The sequence below is a fragment of the Streptomyces sp. NPDC001914 genome, from assembly GCF_042891215.1.
In the GTDB taxonomy this organism is placed as follows: domain Bacteria; phylum Actinomycetota; class Actinomycetes; order Streptomycetales; family Streptomycetaceae; genus Streptomyces.
Genome location: NZ_JBIASW010000004.1, coordinates 604,300 through 628,978, shown reverse-complemented (window position 1 = coordinate 628,978; position 24,679 = coordinate 604,300). Strand labels below are relative to the sequence as shown.

Genomic DNA, 24,679 nt, shown 5'->3' with positions numbered 1-24,679 from the left:
TACGGGTGACCAACCCGCGCGCACCAGACCGGCCTCCGACGGTACCCACCTTCAAACAATCGAAGCGATGGGTTGCCATGGGACAGCGGGTTTCGCCGAGCACTCAGCTTCATGTAGCTGGCTAGCGGAAGGATCATCGACCACGCCATCTGCACCAGACCGCCTGGAAGACAACGAGTCCGAGCAAATGCAGCCAAACATATGCAGCAAAGGGACTAAAACGCCCCATTGCCCAATAGTACTCATCTCGATAAATTCATTGCTTTCCTTGCATTTTCGGATACCTGTCATCTTTACTCGTTCATTGACATTCACCTTCTCTTCACTCATGATCACGCCCGGGTGTAGTTGATACGACTGCGCCAAGGAGATGGATCCATGTATGGGGAGGGCATTGGCATGGCGAAGCGTCGACTCAGAAACTCGCTACTAGTTTCCGCGACAGCCGTAGTCACATTGCTGGGTACCGCGGCTACTTCATCGGCTTCTGACTACACGTGGCGAAGCTACTTCACTCACGCTGCCGTGGGGCAGGAATCTCGCTCCTGGGCGGATCAGCAGTACTCAGAGTTGATGTTCTGGACCTGTAGCGGTCCAGGAACGAACAGCGTTACGGTGCAGTACCACCGATGGATTGCTGCCTGGCCAGACGCTGACTACGACGACAAGAAGTTCACGGCTTGCTTCGACGGCTACTACGCCGAAAGCCGCGGTGAGTGGCACGACCTCCCTGAGGGAAGTTACCACTTCACGATCGAGGGTCTGACCGGCGGGTCGTACGTCAATGTCGATGACGTCCTGGTAGACACAACTGCGGCCGACTAAGAATCCAATTTGGTGGCGCCTCTAATCGAAAAATGGGGCGCCACCTCATTGCTCAGCTGAATATCGACAGGAAACTGGATTGAGACTCGCCGTCCCCCTTAGAGCTTCATCAGCGATTTGGGTAGCGCCATTCGCTATCGCGCTGCCTCTGCTGTACGCGACCGTCGGCCCAGGAAAGGCGCCATACAACAATCTCGGCTACGCCCCGACGCTAACGTCATATCCACTAATGTTTACGTACCCATTCGTGTATGCAGCCGCATCGGCAGTATCCGCTTGGGAATCAGGAACGTTGCGGAAAGCCGGCGTATGGGAGATGCTTGCCACGCGGTCTCGATTGTCTATTGCAACACAATCGTTGATTCCTGTTGTTCTTCTGTGCTGGATTGCGCTGATCATCCCGCCGGCCATCTCGCTGGCCGGGGAAGGGGTCTGGCCGAACTGGCTAAGCTTGCGTCCAGTTTTTATGGGACTGATCGTGGTCGTCTGCCATGCAGTCATTGGATTCACAATTGGAACGAAGGTTTCCCGAGTCCTTGCAGCACCTCTGCTTGCTATTGGCGTATGGATTGCGGTGGCTTTCTCTATCACCGTGGACACTCCATGGGTTCGGCATGTATCCGGAGAGTTTCCTGAGCAGTTGATGTTCGGAGAGGCAGCGGCCTTCTCTGCGTTGTGGCCCCACGTCGCCCTCTCCGGAAGTATTGCGGCAGCATTGGCTCTCCTTTGGTCCCCGCTACGCCGAGTATGGATCTCTATCTCACTGAGTACAATTATCGCGCTGTCCGGAACTCTTGGCACATACTTGGCAGTGCGCGACTATGGCTACAACGCTCCACTGATTACAGGTGCAGCGCAAATGAGCTGCGCGAAGGCGACCGAAAGCCATCCCACGATCTGCGTGCCGGAGGCCGCCGACCAGTATCTCCCTGAAGCGACACAGTTCGCGTCAAAGATATTGGCAGATTTCCAGAAGGCCGGCATCAAGCGACGACCCAGTCTGATTACGGATAGCCTGCCAGACGGACGCTTCTCTAGGCCGTCCACTCGGTCAACGTGGCGGGTGCCAATTACGCTCGCGGCCCAGGAGAAGGACCTTGAATTTGCCATGGTGGTTAGTGCGGTCGAACTCCCCTGTGGACGGCCTGACCCTTATGCTCGCCGCACAACACTTTCCTGGGCTTCGCACATCACTTCGACTCAAGAAGCGTGGGAGAAATACCGAAATCACATCGATAGGGGTATCAAAAACGAAAGAGTAGAAAAGGAAGTGGCGCGTGTGCTTTCCATGACTCCTGAAAAGCAAGCAACATGGTTCAACCGGACCGTCTCGAAGGCCTGCGGAGCCTGACGTGCGCTGGTGGCTGAAGACACGCAACATCCCCATGGTTCTTGCTGGAACCTTTACAACTACCTTCCTGTCATTGTGGGTCGGCGGAGAACAAATTATGCTTCCTTCCCTGTTCTCCGGAAGCATGCAAGCGGTTCTCACCATTTTCCTGCCGATGCCAACAGTGGCCGTTATAGCTCTCGCGCTCGATTCGCGGATCCCTGGAATCGAAGCAGTTGCTGTACGGCCTGTACTGCGTTATGACGTTGCTGTCATTCTTGCCGTCTTGGCTACGTTCCTCGTCGTGGCTGCGGCCACACATTCCGGGATTCTCGCGTGCGTGGCTCGCAACACAGCTTTCCTTGCCGGATTGACCCTCACGTTCCGGCCATTCGCAAAACAAGCAGCCGTCACGATTCCTGTGGCTTGGATAGGAATCGTAGTTTTCCTCGGAAAGAGACCCTGGCCTGACCCAGACCCATGGACTCTTTTGCCGGAACCTGCCACTGCATTTCATGCCTTTCTAGGGGCTTTCGTGATGATCCTTCTGGGGATCATCGTGCACCTTCACCACATCAGCCGGAACGAGTGATGACCATCCAACTCAGCGAGTGCGTTTTCCGATACCGGCGCTGGAGTCAGCCCACACTAAATGGGCTCAGCTTCACTGTCCCCGATGGCCTCACCATCCTCCTTGGCCCGAATGGTGCCGGAAAGTCGACTTTCCTCAAGCTCGCCGCAGGCCTCTTGCTACCCAACTCGGGGAGAGTCACTCACGAAGACCTGTCGTCGGACTCGACAGCCTATCGGCAACAAGTGGCATGGATGCCACAGAGCATCGTTCCAATGCCTCGACTCACGGCTCGCGAATACGTGGCCTATGCCGGATGGCTGCGCGGAATGAGCACGCAGGCCGCGCACGATGCGGCCGTACCCGCCTTGGCCCAAGTCGACTTGGCCAAACTGGCCGACAAGAAATCCCACCATCTGTCGGGCGGACAGTTGCGCCGTTTGGGGCTCGCGGCCGCCTTGGTGCACGACGCCAAGATCCTGCTACTCGACGAACCCACAGCTGGCATGGATCCCCACCAACGACGAATCTTCCGTGACATAATTGGTGACCTGTCGCAACGAATGAAGGTCGTGATCTCCACACATGACATTGCAGACCTCGCCGAGGAAGCCGACTCTGTAGCTGTACTCGTTAACGGCGCCATCATTCACAAAGGGCCCACAGCCAGCTTTCTCTCCCTCAGTCCTGCCGACGTTGTCGAAGGGCGCAGGGCCGAAGCAGCCTATAGCGCTTTGCTCAGACAGTTCGAACCAGCATCAGCATCCTGATCTAGGTCTCGTCATTGTTCGGGTCAATTCCCAGACCAGAACAACGGCGCCGATTCAAACCTGCCTGCGCTACCTGGAACAACCTGGCACCCTCGATTGCCGCCGAGGAGTGGCATAAGAGACAGAATCTCATTTCTCTCGGCGACGGTCTGCCGTTAGGCGGGGACTTGCCCGCCGCGGATCATCGTGGCGATGAGTGTGATGGTCCGCGACGATCCCTGGGTGCGAGAGCAATGGAGTCTGTTGCCGTCGGCGACGATGATCTGATGGGCGGAGATCGGGGGCTGACGTTCCTGGAGGAATCCCTAATAGCCCGGTCCAGGGTGTCGCCGTCCGCGGCGGCCAGGCTGAGGCAAATGGTGTTGCGTGAGGCGGCGGGTTCGGGACGGAATCCGAGCAGGGCCGTTCAGGGGCAGCAGATGCTGCGACGGGTTTGCGGAACAGACACTTCGATCAGATGGCTACGCGGGTCGCCAGTAGTTTCCGGCACGACAGACCGAAGGGGCAACCCACCGCCGCTGGACAGGATGGGCACACAGGCATGAACTCGCTTGCTCATACGGACTCCGCACCCACGTAGTCACCAGCAGTCATGCCTATTTTGTATCCAGAACAAATTCCCGAAAGAAACGATAAGAGGTCACATCTCTTACTCAACAGGCGAAGCATCCACCTCGAAACTCCTCAAAGACCCTGGCGACAGCATCACCCAAACACGACAACCGTGTCATCAGCACATCCACCACCCGCCCCGACACCGAAAGGGTCCGCCGACTCAGCCGGCGGACCCTCACGAAAGATAGACGCTAGTTCGCAGAGTCGAGGAACTTCTTCGCTTCGGGCGAATACCCGCCTTCGCCGTGGAGTACGTACAGGTGGAGCCCGTCCTCGCGGTCCGGGTTCTCCCGGAAATCCTTCACCGCGATCGCCGTCTCTGCATCGAGTTCTGTGATCTCATAGGCGGTATAGGACTCCGATTTTGCACCGGTCTGTGCCGAATCACCCGTGTCATTGCAGGGGACTTCCTTCACGGTCCCTATCTTGGCACCCAAGGTGAAGTCGTCGTGAGTCACCTCGGTGTACGACTTGCCGCGGTACTGGACACTGAAAGCACATGAGGCGACTGCACCGTCCTCGCTTGAGCCGGTCGCGGTGCAGGCCACGGTCGGGATCAGGAACGATGTCGCAAGGACGGTTTGCAGCACTCCCAGGCGGCGGATGCGGAACTTCATGGTCATGTGCGCCCCTTCCAACGTCAGTAAATGCTGCGGAGGCCGAGAACGTCTCCGTAGCCAAGGGTCCGGGCCTTTTCGTTGCACAGGAACGAGTTCGTGTACATGGTTTGATTTGAGTGGCTCGTGCCCGAGACATGTCCTAGGCCGAAGACGTGTCCTGCCTCGTGTGTGCCGACAGATCGCACGTCATACTTGTTCACGCAGCTGCTCGTCACTTCGTTGACGAAGTCGAAGTCTGTGGTGTTATAGCGAACGTCCGCCTCGTAGAGGTCGTAGGTGACTGCCCAGTAGTGGGTGCACGTTATCGCCACACGGGTGGAGGGGAGGTCTCCTGCGTCCCAGGTGCTCTTCCCGTCTTCTTCGGTGCAGGTGCCGGAACTGTTGATGTCCGCTTCGTAGGTCGTGGTCCCCTGATACGACGCTGAGGCGTTCACCTGATCCTCCAGGCCGCAGTTATTATACGACCCGGTGATGTTATTGATGGCATCGGCGAAGGCGGTCGCGGCGTCGCTCTTCGACAGAGCGCCAGGCATACCTCCGTCACCGACATACCAGTTGTAGGTGCCCCACTCCGTATGCGACAGCTCGCTGTTGGCTGTGTCGTCACACGCGCCGAGCACGGTGGTGTAGGGACTCTGACCCTCATCCGGCTCGCTGGGCAGCTCATCCTCCGGATGCTCGGTGTAAGAGATTTCGCCGGACTCCGACACCTCGACCGTCAATTCCTCTTCGGGCGCGCCGTCCTCACCGATCGAAGTTGCTGACACGCCCCTCCCCGGTTGGGGGATGGTCACTGCCACCTCACCTTCGCGAACCACCTCTCCGATGAGGTCACAGTCGATAGCCGAGGTCCCCTCGGGCAACTCGGCGGCAGTCAAGTCATCCCCCGGCTCAACCAGGGAGGGGCATGCCGTCGAGCTGGCCGATTCGGCTGCGAGAGCTGGGATTTGGCCTGACGCAAACACAAGGAGGGCTGCAGAGATGACGGCCAGGCTCACGCCGGAAAGGGATCTGCCGCGATGCCCCTTGTGGGCAGTGAATATTCGGTTGATCATGGGCCGGAGTGTAAAGATCAACTTTTCAATTGGTCAAGGTTTTCGTTCGATTTGGTGACGATAATGTGAACTGGCGTTATACGAGGGCGAGTTGGCGCCGGCGTTCACTTCGTTGCGTCACGGAGGCGTCAAGCAGGGCTATCGAGGAGCCGCGAGATGAGCGGTTCGCCCGATGAGCAACAGATGTGATGCCTTGACAGTTTCTGTCGCGAAGCGGTCTTGGTGGCAGAACAGGCATGACCGCTGGTGATCATGTGGGTGGCAAGTAGCTACGAGCACCGAGTGAGCATTTTCAGCGTGGCCACCGATCGGGTGACGGAGGTGGCATGAGGTGGATGCCCCAACACACAGGGCTCCCGGGACACTGGGCGGGCAACCGAGGATCGGAAACGGCAGTGGGCTGGAAGACCTGACGGTAATCTCAGCTCAGCCGGTCTCCTGTTCTCGACAGTGAAGTCGGCCGTCTCGGGCGCCGGGTGCCTCCTCCCCGTCCAGTTGAGCGCCCTCGGCGTGCCCAGCCCTGCGGTCACACCGACGAACCTGCCGTACAACGTGGTGGCCGCCCCCGGTGCGTAGTGGCGGTATCGCCGCGATGGAGCCCTGTACCGGGATCTGACCCGGCGACTGGTCGTCTGGACGCTCCCCGGCGTCGCAGCAGGCGCCACCATCCGCGTCTTCGTCGTACGCGGACCTGACGTCTTCCGACTGTTGATTGCCGCACTACTTGCGACCCTGCGAGCCCCCTTCGCCGATCCGGGAACGGGGCTCGCGTGCGTCACGTAAGCACCAAAAGCCGTGTACAGCCTGCTGAGCGCCGCGGCAAAGAGATCAGCATCCGGCAGCCGAAGGACTCGTGGTCCTCGTTCCGGCCACTCCGGCTGGCGCCCCTGTCGTCGAGCCCGGCAGCCAGGCACGCGGCAAAAGGCCCCGCTATTGCCCGCTCGATCCGTTGCGGTCGTAACGCACGTCGAGGAGCTCCGGCGGTGACCACACCGCTCAGCGTGCAGCACATCATCGGCGTTCGGTGAAGCGTCGTGTTCTTGACGGCGCTTCGGTCACCGAGGCCGCAGGTGTCGCGGTCACAGCGACCAGGCCTGAACACCGCGGCTGCGTGAACGCCGGCGCGGAACCTGTCGGCCTCCAGTTGAGCCCCCGACGAATCGCCCACTCTGCCGGTCGACCGGCAGAGTGACGCCCCGCCGGCTCCGAACCTGCGACCTGCCGACACCGGTCTGCCTCTATCGGATCGCTTACCGGTCCCTGACCTGCTTCGACTGCCCCGCTGCTCCCTCTCAGCGGGTTTCCACTCTTCCTCTGTGAAGGAGATACATGCGCAAGCGCGCCCTTGCTCTGTTCGGTGCCGTCGCCTCGCTGGCCGGCTTCGCCATTCCCGGCGCCTATGGGGATGAGACCCAGACCGACGTCCAGATCAGCAACCTCACCTTCGACGGCGGCAAGAACACCGTGGTGGGTCTCTACGCCAAGACGATCACGGTCTCAGGAACCTTCACCCACCCGTCGGGCATTCAGGACGCGGACTTCGTCCTGTGGCGCGGACCGGATGGCGCCAACCCCTACGAGACCTACGACGACCGCATCGTGTCGAACCAGTACTACTCGCACGCGGACTGCGTAGCCTCGAGTGAGACCACCTCCACCTGCTCGCAGACAATCTCCCTCGAACCGGACTGGAAGTACGGCGGCACAGCGCTCACCAACGCCCACGCCGGCACCTGGAAGGTCAGTGTGCAGGGGGTGGCCAATGACGACAGCTGGACCCAATCCGCGAGCTACACCACGTCCCGTCTGCAGCGTGACTCCAAACTCACGGCGAACGCAGGCCCCGAGCCGATCGCCAAGGGCAAGACCCTCACCGTCACCGGCAAGCTCACTCGGGTCGACTGGGACAACCTCGACTATCCGGGTTACACCAACCAGCCGGTCAAGCTCCAGTTCCGCAAGGCCGGCACCACGACCTACACGACCGTCAAGACCGTGTACACCTCCAGCGCCGGCACCCTGACGACCACGGTCCCCGCGTCGGAGGACGGCTACTGGCGCTGGAACTTCGCAGGCACCTCCACCACCCCGGCCGCCAAGGCGACCGGCGACTTCGTGGACGTGCTGTAACCCGGACATGACGCCTGGCCTGTCCAGCGCACAAAGGTGTCGCCCGCTTCCGGGTCCGGCACGATGAGACGCATCCGGTACAGGGGAAGCTGCTGAGATTGGCAAGGCCGGCGGGCGCCCCGCGCAGTGCGCGACCACGCGTGAAGGCCGCACAGCGGCCTTTCCTCGGCCTGCGAAACGAGCCCCCTTCTCGGTCAGGAAGGGGGCTCACAGGTTCATACAGTCACGCACAAGCCCGTACAGGCATCAGGACCCACTCCACCTCGGAAACGATATGCAGCGAAGCCTCAGGGCCCGGCAACGGCGTCCGGAGGGACACTGGCGGCGACGAGGGGCGCGGGAGCAAGACGCCAGCCGCGGACAACACAGCCGTCACCTCGTCCTCGCTAGCCCCCCGCCAGTGCCTCAATCACCCGATCTAGTGGCCCGCTCACGTCAGTGAGAGTGACCGCTCGATGCCGAGGTCGGACCCGCGTTCTTGACCGTCAGCGGCAGCAGCTTGTTGCCGGTCGGGCCGATTTGTATGGCCGCGTCCATCTGCGGGCAGCCAGTCGCCCACAATCGTGCCAAGCCCTGTCGACCATCGCTTCAGGAGCGAGGTGAGGCGGTCTGCGGCGTGACCTGAGGATTCCCAGCCTCGGATGGAGTGGGCGGCGCGTCCCCTGCACACCGCGATCCCCCTGACTCCCCGCTCGGGGGGCACGCGAGGGGCACACTGGTGGCCTGCACCGTTGTACGTCGGACAGGCTAGTAAGCACCGCGGGAGCGAGGTTGGGTGATCACGGGTGTGACCTGGGAATCCCTGCCTTGGACAACGTGGGGTGGTACGCACCCTGGCGAACCTTGATTCCCCGTGAGTCCCTGTCCGTTCTCGCGCGGAAGTGGCACGCCCCGCGTCCCCTCGATGCGAACTATCGGCGGGGCTGTCGCTGAGGTCTCCTCGACTGGTCAGACGGTCTCTGATCGTCCCTGGCGAGGGGTGAGGGTAGGCAGGGTTGCTGTACTTCGCTGCTGTACCCAGAATCCCCGCATGGGATCTATGCAACCAGAGCTGAGCTGGCCGTTTGAGGGAGAGGTCTTCCCTGAAGGGCTGCTGGCGGTCGTCCAGAAAACCGTCTCGGCAGGGGAGTTTCCTGCCTTGACCGTGATCCACGACGACGAGGGCGACTGGCTCGTGAGCGACGGCGTGCACGATCCCAACGACGGGGCTTCGAACCTGCGCCACCTTCACCACGTCGTGGTCCTCGATCCGTCACTCGGTCCGCTGGCCACCATGCCACCTGGACACGTCGCCTGGCGTGCGACCAGGCACGACGCTTGGAGTATCGAGGAATGGACCTATCCGGACGAGTAGCGTGACCGCGAGATACGTAGGTCGGTGGGGTGGCTTTGGGCTGGAGCTGCTTTGGGGCGAGTGATCACAGCCCCACGCTCGGCGCGATTCGGGCAGTCTCTGGACCTGCCCAACGAGGCCCCTTCCCGGTCAGGAAAGGGGCCTCGCAGGGTCACGCAGGCACGATGACCGGCCTCAGACCCACTCCACCTCGGAAACGATGTGCGGCGAAGCCGCAGGGCCCGGCAACGGCGTCCGGAGGGATGCGGGCGGCGACGAGGGGCGAGGGAGCAAGACGCCGGCCGCGGACAGCGCAGTCGTCACCTCGTCCTCGCCAGCCCCCGCCAGCGCCTCAATCACCCGATCGAGTGCCCCGCTCACGTCAGTGAGAGTGACCGCTGGCAGCCGGCGTCGGACCTGCGTTCTTGACCGTCAGAGGCAGCAGCTTCTTGCCGGTCGGGCCGATTTGTATGGCCGTGTCCATCTGCGGGCAGACGGTGCAGTCGACGCATGCCGTCAACGGCCATCTCAGAGGCGGCCGCTTCAGTCCTCAGTCGGATCCAGAGTGAGACCCCACTGGCACGAGGCACGCCAGTTGGTCCCAAGCGAGGTACGTAGTTTTGACCCACGTTCCGACGTGGCTGCGCCGCCGTTGAGTCAGGCGGCGACGCCAGGTACGAGCGCCACCAGCCCCGAGAGGAAGCTGCCCAGCGCTGCGAGTGTGACGAGGGTGGCCTTGCCATCTGAGAAGAGTCCGGAGCAGAACTCGCGCACTCGTCGCCTGAAGATCAGCATCTTGAGTTTCTGCCAGCGGTGCTGATGGATGTGGCAGCCCATGAGGATGCCGCTGGCGTTATTGCGGCAGCCGTCTGATCGACCTCTGACGGGTGCCCCACAGGTCACCGGAGCCTGGAAGAAGGACCAGAGGAGAACCAAGGCGGACAGCGTGATGATCACTGCTGGGCCTGCTGCTTCATTGATCCACGCGGCGATGAGGAGGGCGCCAGCCAGGATGCCCCACCATTGCCCCAAGCCGCCGAGCCGACTGCTTCTTGCCCCCGAAGTCGCCATGCCTGTAATGGTGGCTGTGGGTGTGGCGAATCATGCAACGAGCGGACGGTATGGCCGAAAGGGGTCCCAGGGTCACTGGCGTCGCTCGGCGGTAACACCCATCACCGCGCGGTCCACCAGGGCCGTTGCCGTAGTGCCTGGCAATTGGCAGTGCAGTCGGATCAGTCGGCGCGAGCTTGCGGATCTACTGTCTGTGGCCTCCTGAGCCGGAGTGATCCCCGTGAAGCAAGGCGCCCCTCAGTCGCTCCGAACGGGTCACTTAGCTTGACCCCTGACCCCGTCCAGCCCGCGGTACCCGTCCGGGGTTTTTGCTGCCCAAAGGTACTGCTGGTGGAAGCACTCGGCCGCGTAGAAGCAGACCACTAGAACGTCTGAGCAGGTCAGAGGCTGGACGTCTGGCGACAGCAAACACCTTGTGGACCGGCATTGACGCAGGCGATTGAGTAAGGGTGGCTCACCTGAATGACCTGCGGCGGGGCCGCGTTGCATCCCTGTATGCCGCTGTCTCGATCCCTAGTGGTCCCGCATGATCGGGCACGGGCCTGGCGCGCTCCCCTTCGTTCTGGGCTACGCGCGAGTGGTCGCTGCGATCTACTGAGTCACACAGTTGGTGGGGGTTGGTGGGGGCCGGTGGCACCTGTTGGATTTTCCTTCTGCGCAGCTTTGGCTTCTTGGCGGGCGCACGTAAGGTTTTTGCGGCTGTTCAGTGTGTCGGGGTGGGTATTGCCCAGGACCCGCTCGCACTGGGCGAGGGTGGTTTCCAGCAGGGGGACGGCCCGTTCCAGGTTCCCTGCCGCCAAGTAGGCACACGCTAGGTTGTTGCGGCTGCTTAGTGTGTCGGGGTGGGTGTCGCCCAGGACCTGCTCGTACTGGGCGAGGGTGGCCTCGTACAGGGGCATGGCCCGCTTCAGGTCCCCCGCTGCCTCGTAGGCGCGCGCGAGGTTGTTGCGGCTGCTTAGTGTGTCGGGGTGGGTGTCGCCCAGAACCTGCTCGTACTGGGTGACGGTGGTCTCGTGCAGGGGAATAGCCCGCCGCAGGTCCCCCGCCGTCCGGTAGGCGCGCGCGAGGTTGTTGCGGCTTCTCAGCGTGTCCGGGTGGGTGTCGCCCAGGACCTGCTCGCGTTGGGCGAGGGTGGCCTCGAAGAGGGGGACGGCCCAGTCCACCTTTTTCGTCACCCGGTAGGCGCAGGCGAGGTTGTTGCGGCTGGCCAGGGTGTCGGGGTGGGTGTCGCCCAGGACCTGTTCGCGTTGGGAGAGGGTGGCGATCCTTGCTGCCGAGCGCAGGCGCGGCCCTGGAGCGCGGCGGGCCCCGGTGCCGCCGTCGGTCCCAGGGGCGATCCGAACGCCGGGTTTGCGTGCTTCGATGAGGGCGGTTCTCATGGTGTGAGGTGGGTGCTCGGTTCCGGAACGCCGTGGCGGCGACTACGGGGCCCACCCGCGGAACCCGGGATGTGTGAGTCGGGATGCGTGAGTTCCGGGGCGTCGGCGTGTCACCGACCGCTGGGGGCAGCGCCTCGGCGTCGTCGCGGTCCGCTTCGTCGGCACTCCGCGCTCGGCCTTGTCGCCGGGCGGCCGGGTTGAGGAACCGCCGCGCCGAGCCGCGGCACGCCGGCCGATCGGTCGCGACGTCCGGCCGCGGACATCGCGGCGCCGGCCGTCCGCCTCATGGGCAACACGCCTTGACCGGTGCGACATAGGACATCGATGGCGGGCAACGGTTCGTCTCCCGACGAACACCACCTCGAACAACGGAGTCGACATGGCCGCGGAGCAGTTTCACGTCGTCGAAGTCTCCCCCTCCTACTGGCGGGTGACGTTCGACAACGGCCCGGTCAACCTGCTGGACCCGGACACCCTTGACCAGCTCGGCGCGCTCATCGAACGCATCGAGACCGACCCGCACCTCACCGTGGTCGTGTTCCGCAGTGACACCGCCGGGTACTTCATGGCCCACTGGGACTTCAAGGCCGACAACTCCCGGGTGGCGGGGATGCGTCCCGGACCGACCGGCCTGCACCCGTACCTGGACAACTTCGTACGGCTCAGCAGGCTTCCGGCGGCGACGATCTCCGAGATCCGCGGCCGTACCCGCGGTGCGGGCAGCGAGTTCGTGCTCGCCACCGACATCCGCTTCGCTTCCGAGAAGGCGGTCCTCGGTCAGTTCGAGGTCGGTGTCGGTACCGTCCCCGGCGGCGGACCCATGGCACGACTCGGGCGGCTGGTCGGCCGGGGCCGCGCCCTGGAGATCCTGCTCGGCGGCGACGACGTCCCCGCCGACCAGGCCGCCCAGTACGGCTACGTCAATCGCCTCGTTCCCGACGCCGAGATCGAGGACTTCACCGACGCGTTCGCGCGTCGCATCGCCGCGTTCGACAAGGTGGCCGTCACCGGGATCAAGAAACTGGTGGATGTGGCCACCCTGCCCGAGGACAGCGAATTCGCGCCCGGCCTCCAGGCGTACTTCTCCACCGCCGGCCGCTCGGAACACCGGCCGTTCGTCCAACGCCTGCTGGAGAACGGCCTGCAGCAGCCCGACGGCATCGAGACCGACCTCGGCGCCGCGATCGGGCGACTGCGGCAGTCGTGACGGCGCGGCACGATCGTCAGGACTCCGGGGATCGGGCGTTGATCGATTGGTGAGGCGGGGCGGGCAGGCTTAACGTCGATGGAGTGAACATGCATGTTCACCGCCGACCCGCGATGCAGGGCCTTCTCCGATGACGGCCGATCACGTGACATCCTCCGAGTCTGCCGACTCCCCGCAGCGGGGACGAGGCAGCGGTATCGCACTCCTCGTCATCGCCTCCTGCCAGCTGATGGTGGTCCTCGACATCACCATCGTGAACATCGCGCTGCCGCACATCCAGACCTCGCTCGGCTTCTCGACCGAGAACTTGTCCTGGGTGATCAACGCCTACACGCTCACCTTCGGCGGTCTGCTGCTGCTCGGCGGACGCTCCGGGGACATCCTCGGCAGACGCCGGATGTTCATGTTCGGCGTGCTGCTCTTCGTGTTCGCGTCGCTGCTCGGCGGACTCTCCCAGGACTCCTGGCAGTTGCTCGCCGCGCGAGCCCTCCAGGGCGTCGGCGGGGCCATCGCCTCGCCCACGGCCCTGTCGCTGATCACCACCACGTTCCGTGAAGGCCCCGAGCGCAACAGGGCGTTCGGCGTGTTCGCCGCCGTCTCCGCGGGCGGCAGCGCGATCGGGCTGCTCGCGGGAGGCATCCTCGTCGAATGGCTCGACTGGCGGTGGGTGTTCTTCGTGAACGTCCCCATCGGTCTGCTGATCGTGCTCGCGACCCCCCGCTACATCAGGGAATCCGAGCGCCACCCGGGCCACTTCGACCTGCTCGGTGCCCTCACCTCGACCCTCGGCATGGTGCTGCTGGTCTACGGCTTCATCCGGGCCTCGGAGGAGGGCTGGAGCGACCCCCTCACCCTCGGGGCCTTCGGCGCCGCGCTGGTGTTCCTGATCGCGTTCATCGCCGTCGAACGCCGGTCGAGACAGCCCATCACGCCCCTGTGGATGTTCCGCGACCGCAATCGCTCGGGCGTCTACGCGATGATGCTGAGCCTGTCCGCCGCCATCTTCGGCATGTTCTTCTTCCTGACGCTCTTCGTGCAGAACATCCTAGGGTTCAGCCCGCTCAAGGCCGGCTTCGCCTTCCTGCCGGTGAGTGTGATCATCGCGATCGGCGCGGGCGTCGCGTCCAACTTCCTGCCCAGATGGGGCCCCAAACCCTTCATGGCGGTCGGCGCGATCCTGGCCGCGCTGGGCCTCGGCTGGCTGACGCTGACCGACGTCGACAGCACGTATCTCGGCAGCATCCTCGGACCGACCCTCGTCTTCGGTTTCGGCATGGGCCTGCAGTTCGTGTCGCTGACACTGATGGCGGTGTCGGGGGTGCAGCCCAGCGACACGGGCGCCGCCTCCGGCATCCTCAACGCCACCCAGCAGGTCGGCGGGTCCCTCGGCCTGTCCGTGCTGGTCACGGTCTTCGGCACGGCGAGCCGCAACGAGTCCACGGACCAGGTCAAGGACTTCCTGTCGACCGCGACCCCGGCACAGCAACTGCAGTTCCGCAGGACGGGAGAGCTGCCGCCGCCCTGGAGCAGCGAGGTGCTGACGTCCGGCATCACGGGAGCGTTCGTCGCGGCCGCCGCCTTCGCGGTCGTCGCCGCGCTGGTCGCCCTGATCGTCATCCAGGTCCGCCCCTCCGACCTCGAACGCCTCCAGGGAGGCGCCGCCGCGATGACGCCCGTGGACGGAGCGGGGGGCGCCGAGAGCGCTTCGGCCGGCGCGACCCCGGTGGGGGAGTCGGACACCCGCGACGGGGGACCGTCCGCCCCCGGCTGAATCCGGGCCCGCTTCCCGTAGGGCTCGACCGTGGCCGCCCGTAAGCCGTAGCCCGTAACCCTGTAGGACCCGGCGACCCGGCGACCCGCCGACCCGGCGACCTGGCGACCCGGTGGCCCGATGGGCCGTGGCCCGGTCGCCTCAGGGCAGTGGCTGCTCGGCCCAGATGACCTTGCCCTCGGGGGTGTAGCGCGTGCCCCAGCGCTCGGTGAGCTGGGCGACCAGGAACAGGCCCCGTCCGCCCTCGTCCGTCGTCGCCGCGTACCGCAGATGCGGAGAGGTGTTGCTGCCGTCGAAGACCTCGCAGATCAGCGCCCGGTCCAGCAGCATGCGGACGCGGATGGGCCCGTTGCCGTAGCGGATCGCGTTGGTCACCAGCTCGCTCAGGATCAGTTCCGTGGTGAACGCCAGATCCTCGAGCCCCCACCGGGCCAGTTGCCGGCTGACCGAGGCACGCACCTCGCCCACGGCGGCCGGTTCGGGCGGCACCTCCCATGAGGCGATCCGGTCGGGGGCGAGGGCACGGGTACGCGCCACGATGAGGGCGATGTCGTCGCTGGGCCGGGCCGGCAGGAGGGCGGTGAGAACGGCCTGGCAGGTGTCCTCCGGCGAGCGGTCGGCTCCGGCCAGCGCGGTGCGCAGCAGTTCGAGCCCGACGTCGATGTCCCGTTCCCGGTCCTCGACCAGGCCGTCCGTGTACAGCACGAGCCGGCTGCCCTCCGCCAGTTCCAGCTCGGCCGTCTCGAACGGGAGACCGCCCAGTCCGAGCGGCGGTCCGGCCGGCACGTCGGGGAACTCGACACTGCCGTCCGGGAGCACCACCGCGGGCGGCGGGTGTCCGGCGCGGGCGACGGTACAGCGCCGCGTCGTCGGGTCGTAGACGGCGTACACGCAGGTGGCACCCGTGACCGCGGCCCTGCTGTCCTCGGGGAGCTCGTCCTGGTCGATCCGGCCGACCAGCTCGTCCAGGAGTCCGAGCAGTTCGTCGGGCGGAAGATCGAGGGCGGAGAAGTTGTGGACCGCCGTACGCAGCCGGCCCATCGTCGCGGCGGCCAGCAGTCCGTGGCCGACCACGTCGCCGACGACGACCGCCACCCGGGCGCCGGACAGCGGCAGCACGTCGAACCAGTCGCCGCCGACCCCCGCCTGCGCCGGAAGATAGCGGTAGGCGAGGTCGAGGGCGCTCAGGCCGGGCAGGGTGCGCGGCAGCAGGCTGCGCTGCAGGGTCACGGCCATCGTGTGCTCGCGCGTGTAACGGCGCGCGTTGTCGATGGAGACCGCCGCACGGGCGACCAGTTCCTCCGCGAGGGCGAGATCCTCCGCGTCGAAGGGGTCGGGCTTCTCGGAGCGCCAGAAGTTGACCACGCCCATGACCAGGGGGCCGACGCGCAGGGGGACGGTGATGAGGGAGTGGATGCCGTAGTCGACGACCTGCGCGGTGCGGCGCGGGTCCTGGGCCAGCCAGCCCGGGGCGCCGCCGAGATCGGGTTCGACCACGGCCTCTCCGGTGCGCAGGCTGTGGGCCTGGGGAGTGGACGGTACGAAGCCGATGTGCTCGCCGACCGGATAGAGCGGCGCGTCCTCGCGGATGCCGCCGGAGGCGGTGCGGCGCAGCCCGGTGCCCGCGTCCGGCTCCTGCCCGTTCAGCACGGCGTCGGCCAGGTCGACGGTGACGAAGTCGGCGAACCGGGGGACCGCGACCGCCGTCAGTTCCTCGGCCGTCATGGTGACGTCCAGACTCGTGCCGATGCGCACACCGGCGTCGTACAGGAGTTTGAGGCGTTCGCGGGCGATCTCCGCGCGGCCGGAGAGCGCGCGCAGTTCCGTGGAGTCACGGAGGGTGGCGACGCTGCCGGCCGGTCCGCCCCGCAGGTGTGTGGGCCGCTGGTTGATGGCCAGGAGCTGGTCCCCGACGAGGTGCACCTCGTCGGTGGCGACGCGGCCGGAGGCCAGCAGTTCGGCGGTGCCCGCGTCGAGGCCGAGCCGCTGCACCTGCTGTCCCTCGGCGTCCGCGGGCAGGTCGAGGAGGCGGTTCGCCTCGTCGTTGGCCAGGAGCAGCTCTCCCTCGGCACCGACGATGATCACGCCTTCCCGGACGGAGTGCAGCACGGCGTCGTGGTGCTCGTACATCCGGGTCATCTCGTACGGGCCGAGGCCGTGTGTCTGGCGCAGCAGGCGTCGGCTCACCAGGGCGGTGCTCGCGGTCGCGAGCGCGAGCGCCACGGCCGCGGCGCCCAGCAGGATCGGGAGCTGGTGGTCGGCGGCGCCGCCGACGTTCTCCGTCGTGATGCCGGCCGACACCATGCCGACTACCTTGCCGTCGGGTGCCTTGATGGGAACGGTGGCCTGCACCAGCGGTCCGAGCGTTCCGTTGATCTGCTCGGTGATGGAGTGGCCGGCCAGGACCGGGGCGGTGGTCCCGACGAACTTCTTGCCGATCCGGTCGGGCTTGGGGTGGGTGTAGCGGATCGCGTCGGTGTTCAGTACGACGATGAAGTCCACGTCCGACGCCTTGCGGGCGGCTTCGGCGCTGGGCTGCAGTACGGCCGTGGGGTCGGGGGCGGCGAGGGCCGCACGGGTGCCGGGGGCGTTGGCGAAGGTCTCCGCGACGGCGAGCGAGCGGTTGCGGGCCTCCTGCGTGCTGTCATGCCGCACCTGGAGGACCAGTGCGACCACCGCGGCGACGACCAGGAGCAGCACGATCACCACTTGCAGGACGAACACCTGTCCGGCGACACTGCGCCCGCCGATGGCGGAGCGTAGCCCGTTGGACGGGCCGTTCCTGTGCTTGCCGTCGTGTCGCCCAGGGCGAGGGTGCGCTGTACTGGGGCGGCGGGTCGACTGAGCCTGGGTTCGACCCAATAGTCCGACCATGAGCTATGTCTACACTGCCCGGCGTCCCATGGCGAGAGGCGTCACGCACGGTGATCGGGCGCCCCCGGGGGGCGTGACGCCGTGGGTGGGCCGGCCCGGCGCGGGCGAGGCGGCTCATGGGGGTCGGGACGCATGATGGAGACATAGTCCTTATTACCTGAATTTGTCGCTTCGGCGCGGAGGGCCTGATGAAGACTGTGGACCGCTACCGGCTGACCTTCACCCATCCCGGACCGGACGCACGCATGGTGACCGATGAGGTGGTCGTCGAGCGGACGAATGCCAACGGGCCGGGCGGCAACCCGGTGTACAGCGATCCCACGGGCATCCTCCGGGCCGAGATCAGCCCGGCCGGCGAGGTCCGCATGCTGGCCAGCGGCGCCTATCAGTCGCCGATCAACCCGGCCGTCGAACCGCTCTCCTGAACGGCCGAGCGCCCCGCCGGAAGCACGGCCCCGGCGGCCGGGAATCCGGCGGGGCCGATGGAGCCGACAGGGCCGACGGGGGAGAGCTCACGCGAGAAGCTGAGTCCCGGACGCCCGTTCAGGTCGATCTCGCCGGTGACGAGGAAGCCGGTGCGGGCCAGAACCGTCCGGGAGGCGTTGTTGTCGGCGGTCGTGCGGGCGCGCAGCGTGTTCAGGCCGTACGCGCTCGCGGCCAGGGCGCACATCTCCCGTACGGCGGCGGTCGCGAGACCTCGTCCCGTCGCCCGCTCGGCGACGCGGTACCCGAGATCGGCCGAACCGTGCGCCACGTCGACCAGATTGATCCGGGCCAGCACGGCGCCGGTGTCGTCCACCACGACGTGGAACTGGACCTCTCCCGTGGCCTGTTCGGCCAGCCGCTCGCCCAGGAGGGCATCGAACCGGGCGAAGAAGTCGTCGCCGCGGTCGGGGATCGTCGCGGCGAAGTAGGCGCGGTTCTCCCGCTCGAACGAGAGCAGCGCGGGCGCGTGGCCGGGGTGGAGGCGTTCGATGCGGGGCATCCGGCCATGCTAGGGACCCGTACCGTCCGGAGCACGCGCATTTCCGCCGCCCGGGAGAGGGCCGGGACGGGGGCGCGACGCGTGTTCGCCGACGCGGCAGGGGGACTCAGCCGCCGGCCGGAGGACCGGCGGGCGCCGGGATCTCGGGGTTGTCGCCCTCGGGGTCGATGTGCGGAAGGATCCGGTCGAGCCAGCGCGGTGTCCACCAGGCGCGGGCGCCGAGCAGGGTCATCACCGCCGGGACCATCAGGAGTCGTACGACCGTGGCGTCGATCAGCACGCTCACGGCGAGTCCGAGACCGAGCATCTTGACGACGATGTTGTCGCTCACGATGAACGCGGCGAAGACGCTCATCATGATCAGCGCGGCACAGGTGATCACGCGGGCGGTGATCTCCAGGGCGTGCGCGACACTCGCCTTCGCGTCCCCGCTGCGCAGCCAGAACTCGTGGACCCGCGACAGCAGGAAGATCTCGTAGTCCATGCTGAGCCCGAAGATGATCGCGAACATCATCATCGGCACGTAGCTCTCGATGGGCACCTTGCCCGAGACCCCCAGCGCCGGCCCGCCCCAGCCCCACTGGAAGACGGCGACGACGACACCGTAGGAGGCCGCGATGGACAGCACGTTGAGGATCGCCGCCTTCAGTGCGACGAGGATCCCGCGGAAGACGATCAGGATGATGATGAAGGCCAGCCCGACCACCACGGCGATGATGAGGGGCAGCCGGTCGGCGACGATGTTGCGGAAGTCGACCTGCGCGGCCGTCGTACCCGTGACATAGCCCTTGGCGGAGTAACCGGCCACGGCCTTGGGCAGCGTGTCGTCCACCAGACGGTTCGTCAGGTCCGTGGTGTCCTGGTTCTGCGGGGACACCTTGGAGTAGACGGTGCCGACCAGCACGTCCCCGTCCTTGGTGGCCGTCAGCGGGGTGACCGCGGCCGCCCCCGACACACCGCTGACCGTCTTCTGCGCCTGGGAGGCCAGCGCGGAACGCTTGTCCGACGGTACGTCCGTCTGGTCGATGACGACCGTCAGCGGACCGTTGGAGCCGGGTCCGAAGGACTCCGACATGATGTCGAACGCCCGCCGGTCCGTGAAGGACTTGGGGTCGGCACCGTCACCGATGTGCCCGAGCTGGATGGTGAACACAGGGATGGCCAGCACCAGCACCGTGAGGAGGCCGCCGGCCAGGAACCACCAGGGCCGCCGCTCGACGCGCTGTGCGTAGCGGTGCCAGGTGCCGGTGACGGGCGCCCCGGGTTCGGCGTTCGTCTCCGCGATCGGCGTGCGCACGTGGTAACGGTCGATGCGCCTGCCGATGAGTCCGAGCAGGGCGGGTACGAGGGTCAGCGCGCCGGCCACCGCGGAGACCACCGTGATGGCCGCCGCGAGGCCGAGCTTGCTGATGAACGAGACCCCGGAGACGGACAGTCCGGCCAGGGCGATGATGACGGTGCAGCCCGAGACCAGGACGGCCCGCCCGCTGGTGGTGGTGGCCCGGCCCGCCGCGTGCACCGGGTCGGCTCCGTTGATGAGGTTCTGCCGGTGACGGGTGAGGAGGAAGAGGGCGTAGTCGATGCCGACGCCCAGTCCGATCATCGTGGCGAGCGTCGGTGACACGGTCGCGAAGGTCGTCGCGGCCGCGACCAGGCCGAGGATGGCGAGCCCGCCCACGACGCTGACGAGGGCGGTCACCAGCGGCAGACCCGCCGCGATGACGCTGCCGAACCCGACGAGCAGGACGACGATCGCCACCGCGAACCCGATCAGCTCGCTGATCCTGTCGTTCGCCTCGGGCCTGGCCAGTTCGCCCAGCGGACCGCCGTACTCGACGTCGACCCCCGCGGACCGCAGCGGCTTGACGGCGCTGTCCACGCCGTGGAGGTAGTCGTCGCCGAGGGTCGAGGGCTGGACGTCGAAGCGGACCGTGATGTAGCCGGTCTTCCCGTCGCTGGACAGCGGCCCGACGTTCGGCTGCTGGGACTGGTCCGAGGACGGCTGGGAGCCGGGCGGCGGCAGCGGGTTCTGCGCCGACAGCACGTGCGGCAGCTTCTCCAGGGAGTCGACGGTCTGGCTCATCTGGGAACTCAGGTCGGTCAGCGGCTTCTGCGTGTCGCGCATGACGATCTGGCTGCTGTAGCCGCCCGCCGCCGGGTCGTGCGCCTTGAGGACGTCCAGCCCCTCGGTCGACTGCACTCCCGGCAGTTGGAAGTTGTCGGAGTACTGACCGCCGAACGAGTGGTTCAGCCCCTGGAGCACGCCGAGCGCGACGAGCCACCCCACGATGACGATCACGAAATGGCGGGCGCACCACTCACCCAGCCGCTGCAGTACCCCGGGCTTTTTCCGCCCGCTGGCTGAAGGGGCTTGTGTCGCCGACATGGGCTGCTCCTGCTCGAAGACGACTCCTCCGACTTCGCCATTAAACGATGTGACGATCACCGCGGCCCGCCGAGCATTCCGGCACCGCCGCACATCCCGGGACAGCCGCGCATGCCGACTCCGCCGCCCCGTCCGGAGTTCCGGGAGCCGCCGACCGCCCGGCCGTCCGTGCCCCGCTGACCGCCCGGCCGTCCGGGGCCCGTCGAACATTCCGGCACCGCCAAGCATTCCGGCACCGCCAAGCATCCCGGCTCCCGCCGCCCCGTCCGGAGTTCCGGGAGCCGCCTAACCGTCCGGCCGTCCGGGGCCCGTCGATCCGTCCGGCGGTCCGGCCCCCGTCGCTCCGTCCCGCCCCCGGTGCCCCAGGGGTTTCGGCGCCCGGGTGTAGGGATAACCCTCGATCGCCGACGACGTCATGTCATGGCTAGGTCAAGAGTGCAATCCTTCCCACACCTGTGGGACGGGTCGTCCATGGCCTGCCCACAGTCGCGTTCCCGCGCGCCCTGCTCAGCGCTTCCCGGACAGCACATCCCGTCTGCCCGGTCTGTCACCGGCCGCCGACCGCGGCCGAAGGCGTAGGAGTACGAGTGAGACGTTTCCCCCGTCAGGCGACTGCGGCCGGAGCCCTGGTGGCCACCGCCGCGTTCCTGGCCGTCGGCATACAGACGGTCCCGGCAGTCGCCAAGCCCGCCCCCCACACAACCCCCCTCCGCACGGGAGGACTTGAGGCGAAGCTCACCCCGGCACAGCACACGGCGCTGCTGAAGAAGGCATCGAAGCAGACCACCACGACCGCCGGCACGCTTGGCCTCGGTTCGAAGGAAAAGCTGGTCGTCAAGGACGTCGTCAAGGACAACGACGGCACCTTGCACACCCGTTACGAGCGCACCTACGCCGGCCTCCCGGTGCTCGGCGGCGACCTCGTGGTCCACACCCCGCCCGCCTCGCAGGCCACCGGCACGGTGAGCACGACCTTCGCCACCAAGCGCGCCATCAAGGTCGCGAGCACCACCGCGTCCGTGACCAAGTCCGCCGCCGGGGCCCAGGCCCTCAAGGCGGCCAAGTCGCTGAAGGCGGAGAAGCCCGCGACGGACAGCGCCCGCAAGGTCGTCTGGGCCGGCACCGGCACCCCCCGGCTCGCCTGGGAGACCGTGGTCAGCGGTGTCCAGGACGATGGCACGCCGAGCAAGCTGCACGTCATCACCGACGCCACCACCGGCAAGGAGATCACCCGGTACGAGGGGATCCAGACCGGCACCGGCAACACCCAGTACAGCGGTACGGTCACGCTGAACACCACGCTGTCGGGATCGACGTACCAGCTCACGGACTCGACCCGCGGCGGCCACAAGACGTACTCGCTGAACAACGGCACGTCCGGCACCGGCACGCTGATGACGGACGCCGACGACGTCTGGGGCACCGGCGCGGGTTCCAACACCCAGACCGCCGGCGCGGACGCCGCCTACGGCGCCCAGACGACCTGGGACTTCTACAAGAACACCTTCGGGCGCAGCGGCATCAAGAACAACGGTGTCGCCGCCTACTCGCGCGTCCACTACAGCACGGCGTACGTCAACGCCTTCTGGGACGACAGCTGCTTCTGCATGACCTACGGCGACGGCACCAGCAGCACCCACGCGCTGACCTCGCTGGACGTCGCGGGCCACGAGATGAGCCACGGCGTCACCTCCAACACCGCGGGCCTGAACTACACCGGTGAGTCCGGCGGTCTGAACGAGGCGACCTCCGACATCTTCGGCACCGGCGTGGAGTTCTACGCCAACAACTCAACCGACGTGGGCGACTACCTCATCGGCGAGAAGATCAACATCAACGGCGACGGCACGCCGCTGCGCTACATGGACAAGCCCAGCAAGGACGGGTCCTCCGCCGACAGCTGGTACTCCGGCGTCGGCAACCTGGACGTCCACTACTCCTCGGGCCCGGCGAACCACATGTTCTACCTGCTCTCCGAGGGCAGCGGCTCCAAGACCATCAACGGTGTCACGTACAACAGCTCGACCTCCGACGGTGTCGCCGTCGCGGGCATCGGCCGGGCCGCGGCCCTGCAGATCTGGTACAAGGCACTGACGACGTACATGACGTCCACCACCAACTACGCGGGTGCCCGCACCGCCGCGCTGAACGCCGCGACCGCGCTGTACGGCGCGAACTCCACCCAGTACGCGGGTGTGGCGAACGCCTTCGCCGGCATCGCCGTCGGCGGTCACGTCACCCCGCCGGCCAACGGTGTGACCGTCACCAACCCGGGCAGCCAGTCCTCCACCGTCGGAACCGCGGTGAGCCTGCAGATCTCGGCAAGCAGCACCAACAGCGGCTCCCTGACGTACTCCGCCAGCGGCCTGCCCACCGGCCTGTCGATCAGCGGCTCCACCGGCGCGATCACCGGGACCCCGACCACCGCCGGCACCTACAGCACCACGGTGACCGTCACGGACAGCACCGGGGCCACCGGCACCGCGTCGTTCACCTGGACCGTGAGCTCCGGCGGCGGTGGCACCTGCACCTCGGCGCAGCTGCTCGGCAACCCCGGCTTCGAGTCCGGCGCCACCACCTGGACCGCCACCAGCGGAGTCATCACCACCGACTCCGGTCAGGCGGCCCACGGCGGTTCGTACAAGGCCTGGCTGGACGGTTACGGCTCCACGCACACCGACACGCTGTCCCAGTCGGTGACGATCCCCAGCGGCTGCAAGGCCTCGTTCACCTTCTGGCTGCACATCGACACGGCGGAGACCACCACCAGCTCGCAGTACGACAAGCTGACGGTCACGGCCGGATCGACCACGCTGGCGACCTACTCCAACCTCAACAAGGCCACCGGCTACACGCAGAAGACCTTCGACCTGTCCTCGTTCGCCGGCACCACGGTGAGCCTCAAGTTCAGCGGTGTCGAGGACTCCTCGCTCCAGACCAGCTTCGTCGTGGACGACACCGCCGTGACGACGAGCTGACCCGCAGTACCTGACAACTCCGCATCGGCCGCGACGTGGGTCCTCCGCGAGGACGACCCACGTCGCGCGCCGCTTTCAGGACCTACTCGAACCGGGAGGGGTCACCGGCTCCGAGACGTACGAGTTCGGCGGTCCCGCCGGAGAAGTCGACCACCGTCGTCGGCTCCGTGCCGCAGTCGCCGGAGTCGATGACGGCGTCGACCACGTGGTCCAGTTGGTCCTTGATCTCCCAGCCCTGGGTCAGCGGCTTCTCCTCGTCCGGCAGGAGCAGGGTGCTCGACAGCAGCGGCTCGCCCAGTTCGGCCAGGATCGCCTGCGCGACGGCATGGTCGGGGATGCGCACCCCGACGGTCTTCTTCTTCGGGTGCAGCAGCCTGCGCGGAGCCTCCTTCGTCGCCGGGAGGATGAAGGTGTAACTGCCGGGCGTGGCCGCCTTGACCGAGCGGAAGACCGCGTTGTCGATCCGTACGAAGTGTCCGAGCTGGGCGAAGTCCTCGCACATCAGCGTGAAGTGGTGGCGCTCGTCGAGGCGGCGGATCGAACGGATGCGGTCGATGCCGTCCCGGTTGCCGAGCGCGCAGCCGAGGGCGAAGCAGGAGTCCGTCGGGTAGACGATCAGCCCGCCGCTGCGGACGATCTCCACCACCTGCGTGATGACGCGCCGCTGCGGATTCTCCGGGTGAACGTCGAAGTACTTGGCCATGTTTCGAGACTAGGGCTCCGAAGGCCGACCGGGGCGCCCGGCTCCGGATCTCCGCCGGAATTCTCCCCGGTCGCGG

General features: G+C 66.3%; 18 protein-coding genes and 1 pseudogene. 10 read left to right on the top strand and 9 right to left on the bottom strand.

Features of this window, described 5'->3' with window-relative positions; all coding sequences use genetic code 11:
- Window positions 1-51: 51 nt before the first annotated feature.
- Window positions 52-330 (bottom strand): hypothetical protein, encoded by a 279-nt coding sequence (locus tag ACFYYF_RS15265; RefSeq protein ID WP_388775598.1) that lies wholly within the window; start codon window positions 328-330, stop codon window positions 52-54.
- A gap of 742 nt (window positions 331-1,072) precedes the next feature.
- On the opposite strand from ACFYYF_RS15265, the gene ACFYYF_RS15260 reads away from it, so the two are divergent.
- From ACFYYF_RS15260 to ACFYYF_RS15250, 3 genes are read left to right on the top strand one after another with little or no spacing between them, the layout of a single operon-like run.
- Window positions 1,073-2,176, top strand: coding sequence for a hypothetical protein (locus ACFYYF_RS15260; protein WP_388775597.1), 1,104 nt, complete (start codon window positions 1,073-1,075; stop codon window positions 2,174-2,176).
- Between the two features lies 1 nt (window position 2,177).
- Window positions 2,178-2,747: a hypothetical protein gene (locus ACFYYF_RS15255; protein WP_388775594.1), complete on the top strand. Its 570-nt coding sequence runs from the start codon at window positions 2,178-2,180 to the stop codon at window positions 2,745-2,747.
- Window positions 2,747-3,496, top strand: coding sequence for an ABC transporter ATP-binding protein (locus ACFYYF_RS15250; RefSeq protein WP_388775591.1), 750 nt, complete (start codon window positions 2,747-2,749; stop codon window positions 3,494-3,496). The genes ACFYYF_RS15255 and ACFYYF_RS15250 overlap by 1 nt, the downstream gene beginning before the upstream one ends.
- A gap of 806 nt (window positions 3,497-4,302) precedes the next feature.
- On the opposite strand, the gene ACFYYF_RS15245 is transcribed toward ACFYYF_RS15250, so the two are convergent.
- Window positions 4,303-4,734 carry a DUF6281 family protein gene (locus tag ACFYYF_RS15245; protein WP_388775589.1) on the bottom strand — a complete coding sequence of 144 codons (432 nt, stop codon included), beginning with the start codon at window positions 4,732-4,734 and terminating at the stop codon, window positions 4,303-4,305.
- Window positions 4,735-4,751: 17 nt separating this feature from the next.
- Entirely contained in the window at window positions 4,752-5,786 is a 1,035-nt protein-coding gene (locus ACFYYF_RS15240; protein ID WP_388775586.1) for a matrixin family metalloprotease, read from the bottom strand.
- A 438-nt stretch (window positions 5,787-6,224) separates the two neighbouring features.
- Here ACFYYF_RS15240 and ACFYYF_RS15235 point away from each other — a divergent pair.
- The 3 genes and pseudogenes from ACFYYF_RS15235 to ACFYYF_RS15225 all read left to right on the top strand — a co-directional run.
- Window positions 6,225-6,521, top strand: a pseudogene (locus tag ACFYYF_RS15235) (TSUP family transporter); the annotation flags it as partial.
- Window positions 6,522-7,115: 594 nt separating this feature from the next.
- The gene (locus ACFYYF_RS15230) at window positions 7,116-7,916 is read left to right on the top strand and encodes a calcium-binding protein (protein WP_388775583.1); all 801 of its coding nucleotides are present in this window, start codon (window positions 7,116-7,118) and stop codon (window positions 7,914-7,916) included.
- Window positions 7,917-8,946: 1,030 nt separating this feature from the next.
- The gene (locus ACFYYF_RS15225) at window positions 8,947-9,270 is read left to right on the top strand and encodes a hypothetical protein (RefSeq protein ID WP_388775580.1); all 324 of its coding nucleotides are present in this window, start codon (window positions 8,947-8,949) and stop codon (window positions 9,268-9,270) included.
- A 636-nt stretch (window positions 9,271-9,906) separates the two neighbouring features.
- Here the strand turns inward: ACFYYF_RS15225 and ACFYYF_RS15220 are convergent.
- The gene (locus tag ACFYYF_RS15220; protein ID WP_388775578.1) at window positions 9,907-10,320 is read right to left on the bottom strand and encodes a hypothetical protein; all 414 of its coding nucleotides are present in this window, start codon (window positions 10,318-10,320) and stop codon (window positions 9,907-9,909) included.
- Between the two features lie 599 nt (window positions 10,321-10,919).
- Entirely contained in the window at window positions 10,920-11,699 is a 780-nt protein-coding gene (locus tag ACFYYF_RS15215) for a tetratricopeptide repeat protein (RefSeq protein WP_388775575.1), read from the bottom strand.
- A gap of 379 nt (window positions 11,700-12,078) precedes the next feature.
- Between ACFYYF_RS15215 and ACFYYF_RS15210 the strand changes: the two genes are divergently transcribed.
- Both ACFYYF_RS15210 and ACFYYF_RS15205 read left to right on the top strand, forming a co-directional pair.
- Complete coding sequence (locus ACFYYF_RS15210; protein ID WP_388775573.1) at window positions 12,079-12,906, top strand: enoyl-CoA hydratase/isomerase family protein; 828 nt, start codon at window positions 12,079-12,081, stop codon at window positions 12,904-12,906.
- Window positions 12,907-13,036: 130 nt separating this feature from the next.
- Window positions 13,037-14,677, top strand: a complete 1,641-nt coding sequence (locus tag ACFYYF_RS15205; RefSeq protein ID WP_388775571.1) for an MFS transporter — start codon at window positions 13,037-13,039, stop codon at window positions 14,675-14,677.
- 141 nt (window positions 14,678-14,818) lie between these two features.
- Here ACFYYF_RS15205 and ACFYYF_RS15200 read toward each other — a convergent pair whose 3' ends face one another.
- Window positions 14,819-17,551: a SpoIIE family protein phosphatase gene (locus ACFYYF_RS15200; protein WP_388775570.1), complete on the bottom strand. Its 2,733-nt coding sequence runs from the start codon at window positions 17,549-17,551 to the stop codon at window positions 14,819-14,821.
- 188 nt (window positions 17,552-17,739) lie between these two features.
- Between ACFYYF_RS15200 and ACFYYF_RS15195 the strand changes: the two genes are divergently transcribed.
- Complete coding sequence (locus ACFYYF_RS15195) at window positions 17,740-17,976, top strand: DUF6296 family protein (RefSeq protein ID WP_388775568.1); 237 nt, start codon at window positions 17,740-17,742, stop codon at window positions 17,974-17,976.
- Here ACFYYF_RS15195 and ACFYYF_RS15190 read toward each other — a convergent pair.
- Together ACFYYF_RS15190 and ACFYYF_RS15185 are read right to left on the bottom strand one after the other, a co-directional pair.
- The gene (locus ACFYYF_RS15190) at window positions 17,937-18,536 is read right to left on the bottom strand and encodes a GNAT family N-acetyltransferase (protein WP_388775567.1); all 600 of its coding nucleotides are present in this window, start codon (window positions 18,534-18,536) and stop codon (window positions 17,937-17,939) included. The genes ACFYYF_RS15195 and ACFYYF_RS15190 overlap by 40 nt on opposite strands.
- Window positions 18,537-18,642: 106 nt before the next feature.
- Complete coding sequence (locus ACFYYF_RS15185; protein WP_388775564.1) at window positions 18,643-20,922, bottom strand: MMPL family transporter; 2,280 nt, start codon at window positions 20,920-20,922, stop codon at window positions 18,643-18,645.
- 587 nt (window positions 20,923-21,509) lie between these two features.
- Between ACFYYF_RS15185 and ACFYYF_RS15180 the strand changes: the two genes are divergently transcribed.
- Window positions 21,510-23,900 (top strand): M4 family metallopeptidase, encoded by a 2,391-nt coding sequence (locus tag ACFYYF_RS15180; RefSeq protein ID WP_388775561.1) that lies wholly within the window; start codon window positions 21,510-21,512, stop codon window positions 23,898-23,900.
- Between the two features lie 82 nt (window positions 23,901-23,982).
- Here the strand turns inward: ACFYYF_RS15180 and ACFYYF_RS15175 are convergent, their stop codons facing one another.
- Window positions 23,983-24,603 carry an L-threonylcarbamoyladenylate synthase gene (locus tag ACFYYF_RS15175; protein WP_388775558.1) on the bottom strand — a complete coding sequence of 207 codons (621 nt, stop codon included), beginning with the start codon at window positions 24,601-24,603 and terminating at the stop codon, window positions 23,983-23,985.
- Window positions 24,604-24,679: the final 76 nt, after the last annotated feature.

Excerpts from the sequence above, each read along its gene's own strand:
- ACFYYF_RS15265 (WP_388775598.1), bottom strand. The coding sequence starts at position 330 with ATGAGTGAAGAGAAGGTGAATGTCAATGAACGAGTAAAGATGACAGGT.
- ACFYYF_RS15250 (WP_388775591.1), top strand. The coding sequence starts at position 2,747 with ATGACCATCCAACTCAGCGAGTGCGTTTTCCGATACCGGCGCTGGAGT.
- ACFYYF_RS15245 (WP_388775589.1), bottom strand. The coding sequence starts at position 4,734 with ATGACCATGAAGTTCCGCATCCGCCGCCTGGGAGTGCTGCAAACCGTC.
- ACFYYF_RS15240 (WP_388775586.1), bottom strand. The coding sequence starts at position 5,786 with ATGATCAACCGAATATTCACTGCCCACAAGGGGCATCGCGGCAGATCC.
- ACFYYF_RS15230 (WP_388775583.1), top strand. The coding sequence starts at position 7,116 with ATGCGCAAGCGCGCCCTTGCTCTGTTCGGTGCCGTCGCCTCGCTGGCC.
- ACFYYF_RS15225 (WP_388775580.1), top strand. The coding sequence starts at position 8,947 with ATGGGATCTATGCAACCAGAGCTGAGCTGGCCGTTTGAGGGAGAGGTC.
- ACFYYF_RS15220 (WP_388775578.1), bottom strand. The coding sequence starts at position 10,320 with ATGGCGACTTCGGGGGCAAGAAGCAGTCGGCTCGGCGGCTTGGGGCAA.
- ACFYYF_RS15215 (WP_388775575.1), bottom strand. The coding sequence starts at position 11,699 with ATGAGAACCGCCCTCATCGAAGCACGCAAACCCGGCGTTCGGATCGCC.
- ACFYYF_RS15210 (WP_388775573.1), top strand. The coding sequence starts at position 12,079 with ATGGCCGCGGAGCAGTTTCACGTCGTCGAAGTCTCCCCCTCCTACTGG.
- ACFYYF_RS15205 (WP_388775571.1), top strand. The coding sequence starts at position 13,037 with ATGACGGCCGATCACGTGACATCCTCCGAGTCTGCCGACTCCCCGCAG.
- ACFYYF_RS15200 (WP_388775570.1), bottom strand. The coding sequence starts at position 17,551 with ATGGTCGGACTATTGGGTCGAACCCAGGCTCAGTCGACCCGCCGCCCC.
- ACFYYF_RS15195 (WP_388775568.1), top strand. The coding sequence starts at position 17,740 with ATGAAGACTGTGGACCGCTACCGGCTGACCTTCACCCATCCCGGACCG.
- ACFYYF_RS15190 (WP_388775567.1), bottom strand. The coding sequence starts at position 18,536 with ATGCCCCGCATCGAACGCCTCCACCCCGGCCACGCGCCCGCGCTGCTC.
- ACFYYF_RS15185 (WP_388775564.1), bottom strand. The coding sequence starts at position 20,922 with ATGTCGGCGACACAAGCCCCTTCAGCCAGCGGGCGGAAAAAGCCCGGG.
- ACFYYF_RS15175 (WP_388775558.1), bottom strand. The coding sequence starts at position 24,603 with ATGGCCAAGTACTTCGACGTTCACCCGGAGAATCCGCAGCGGCGCGTC.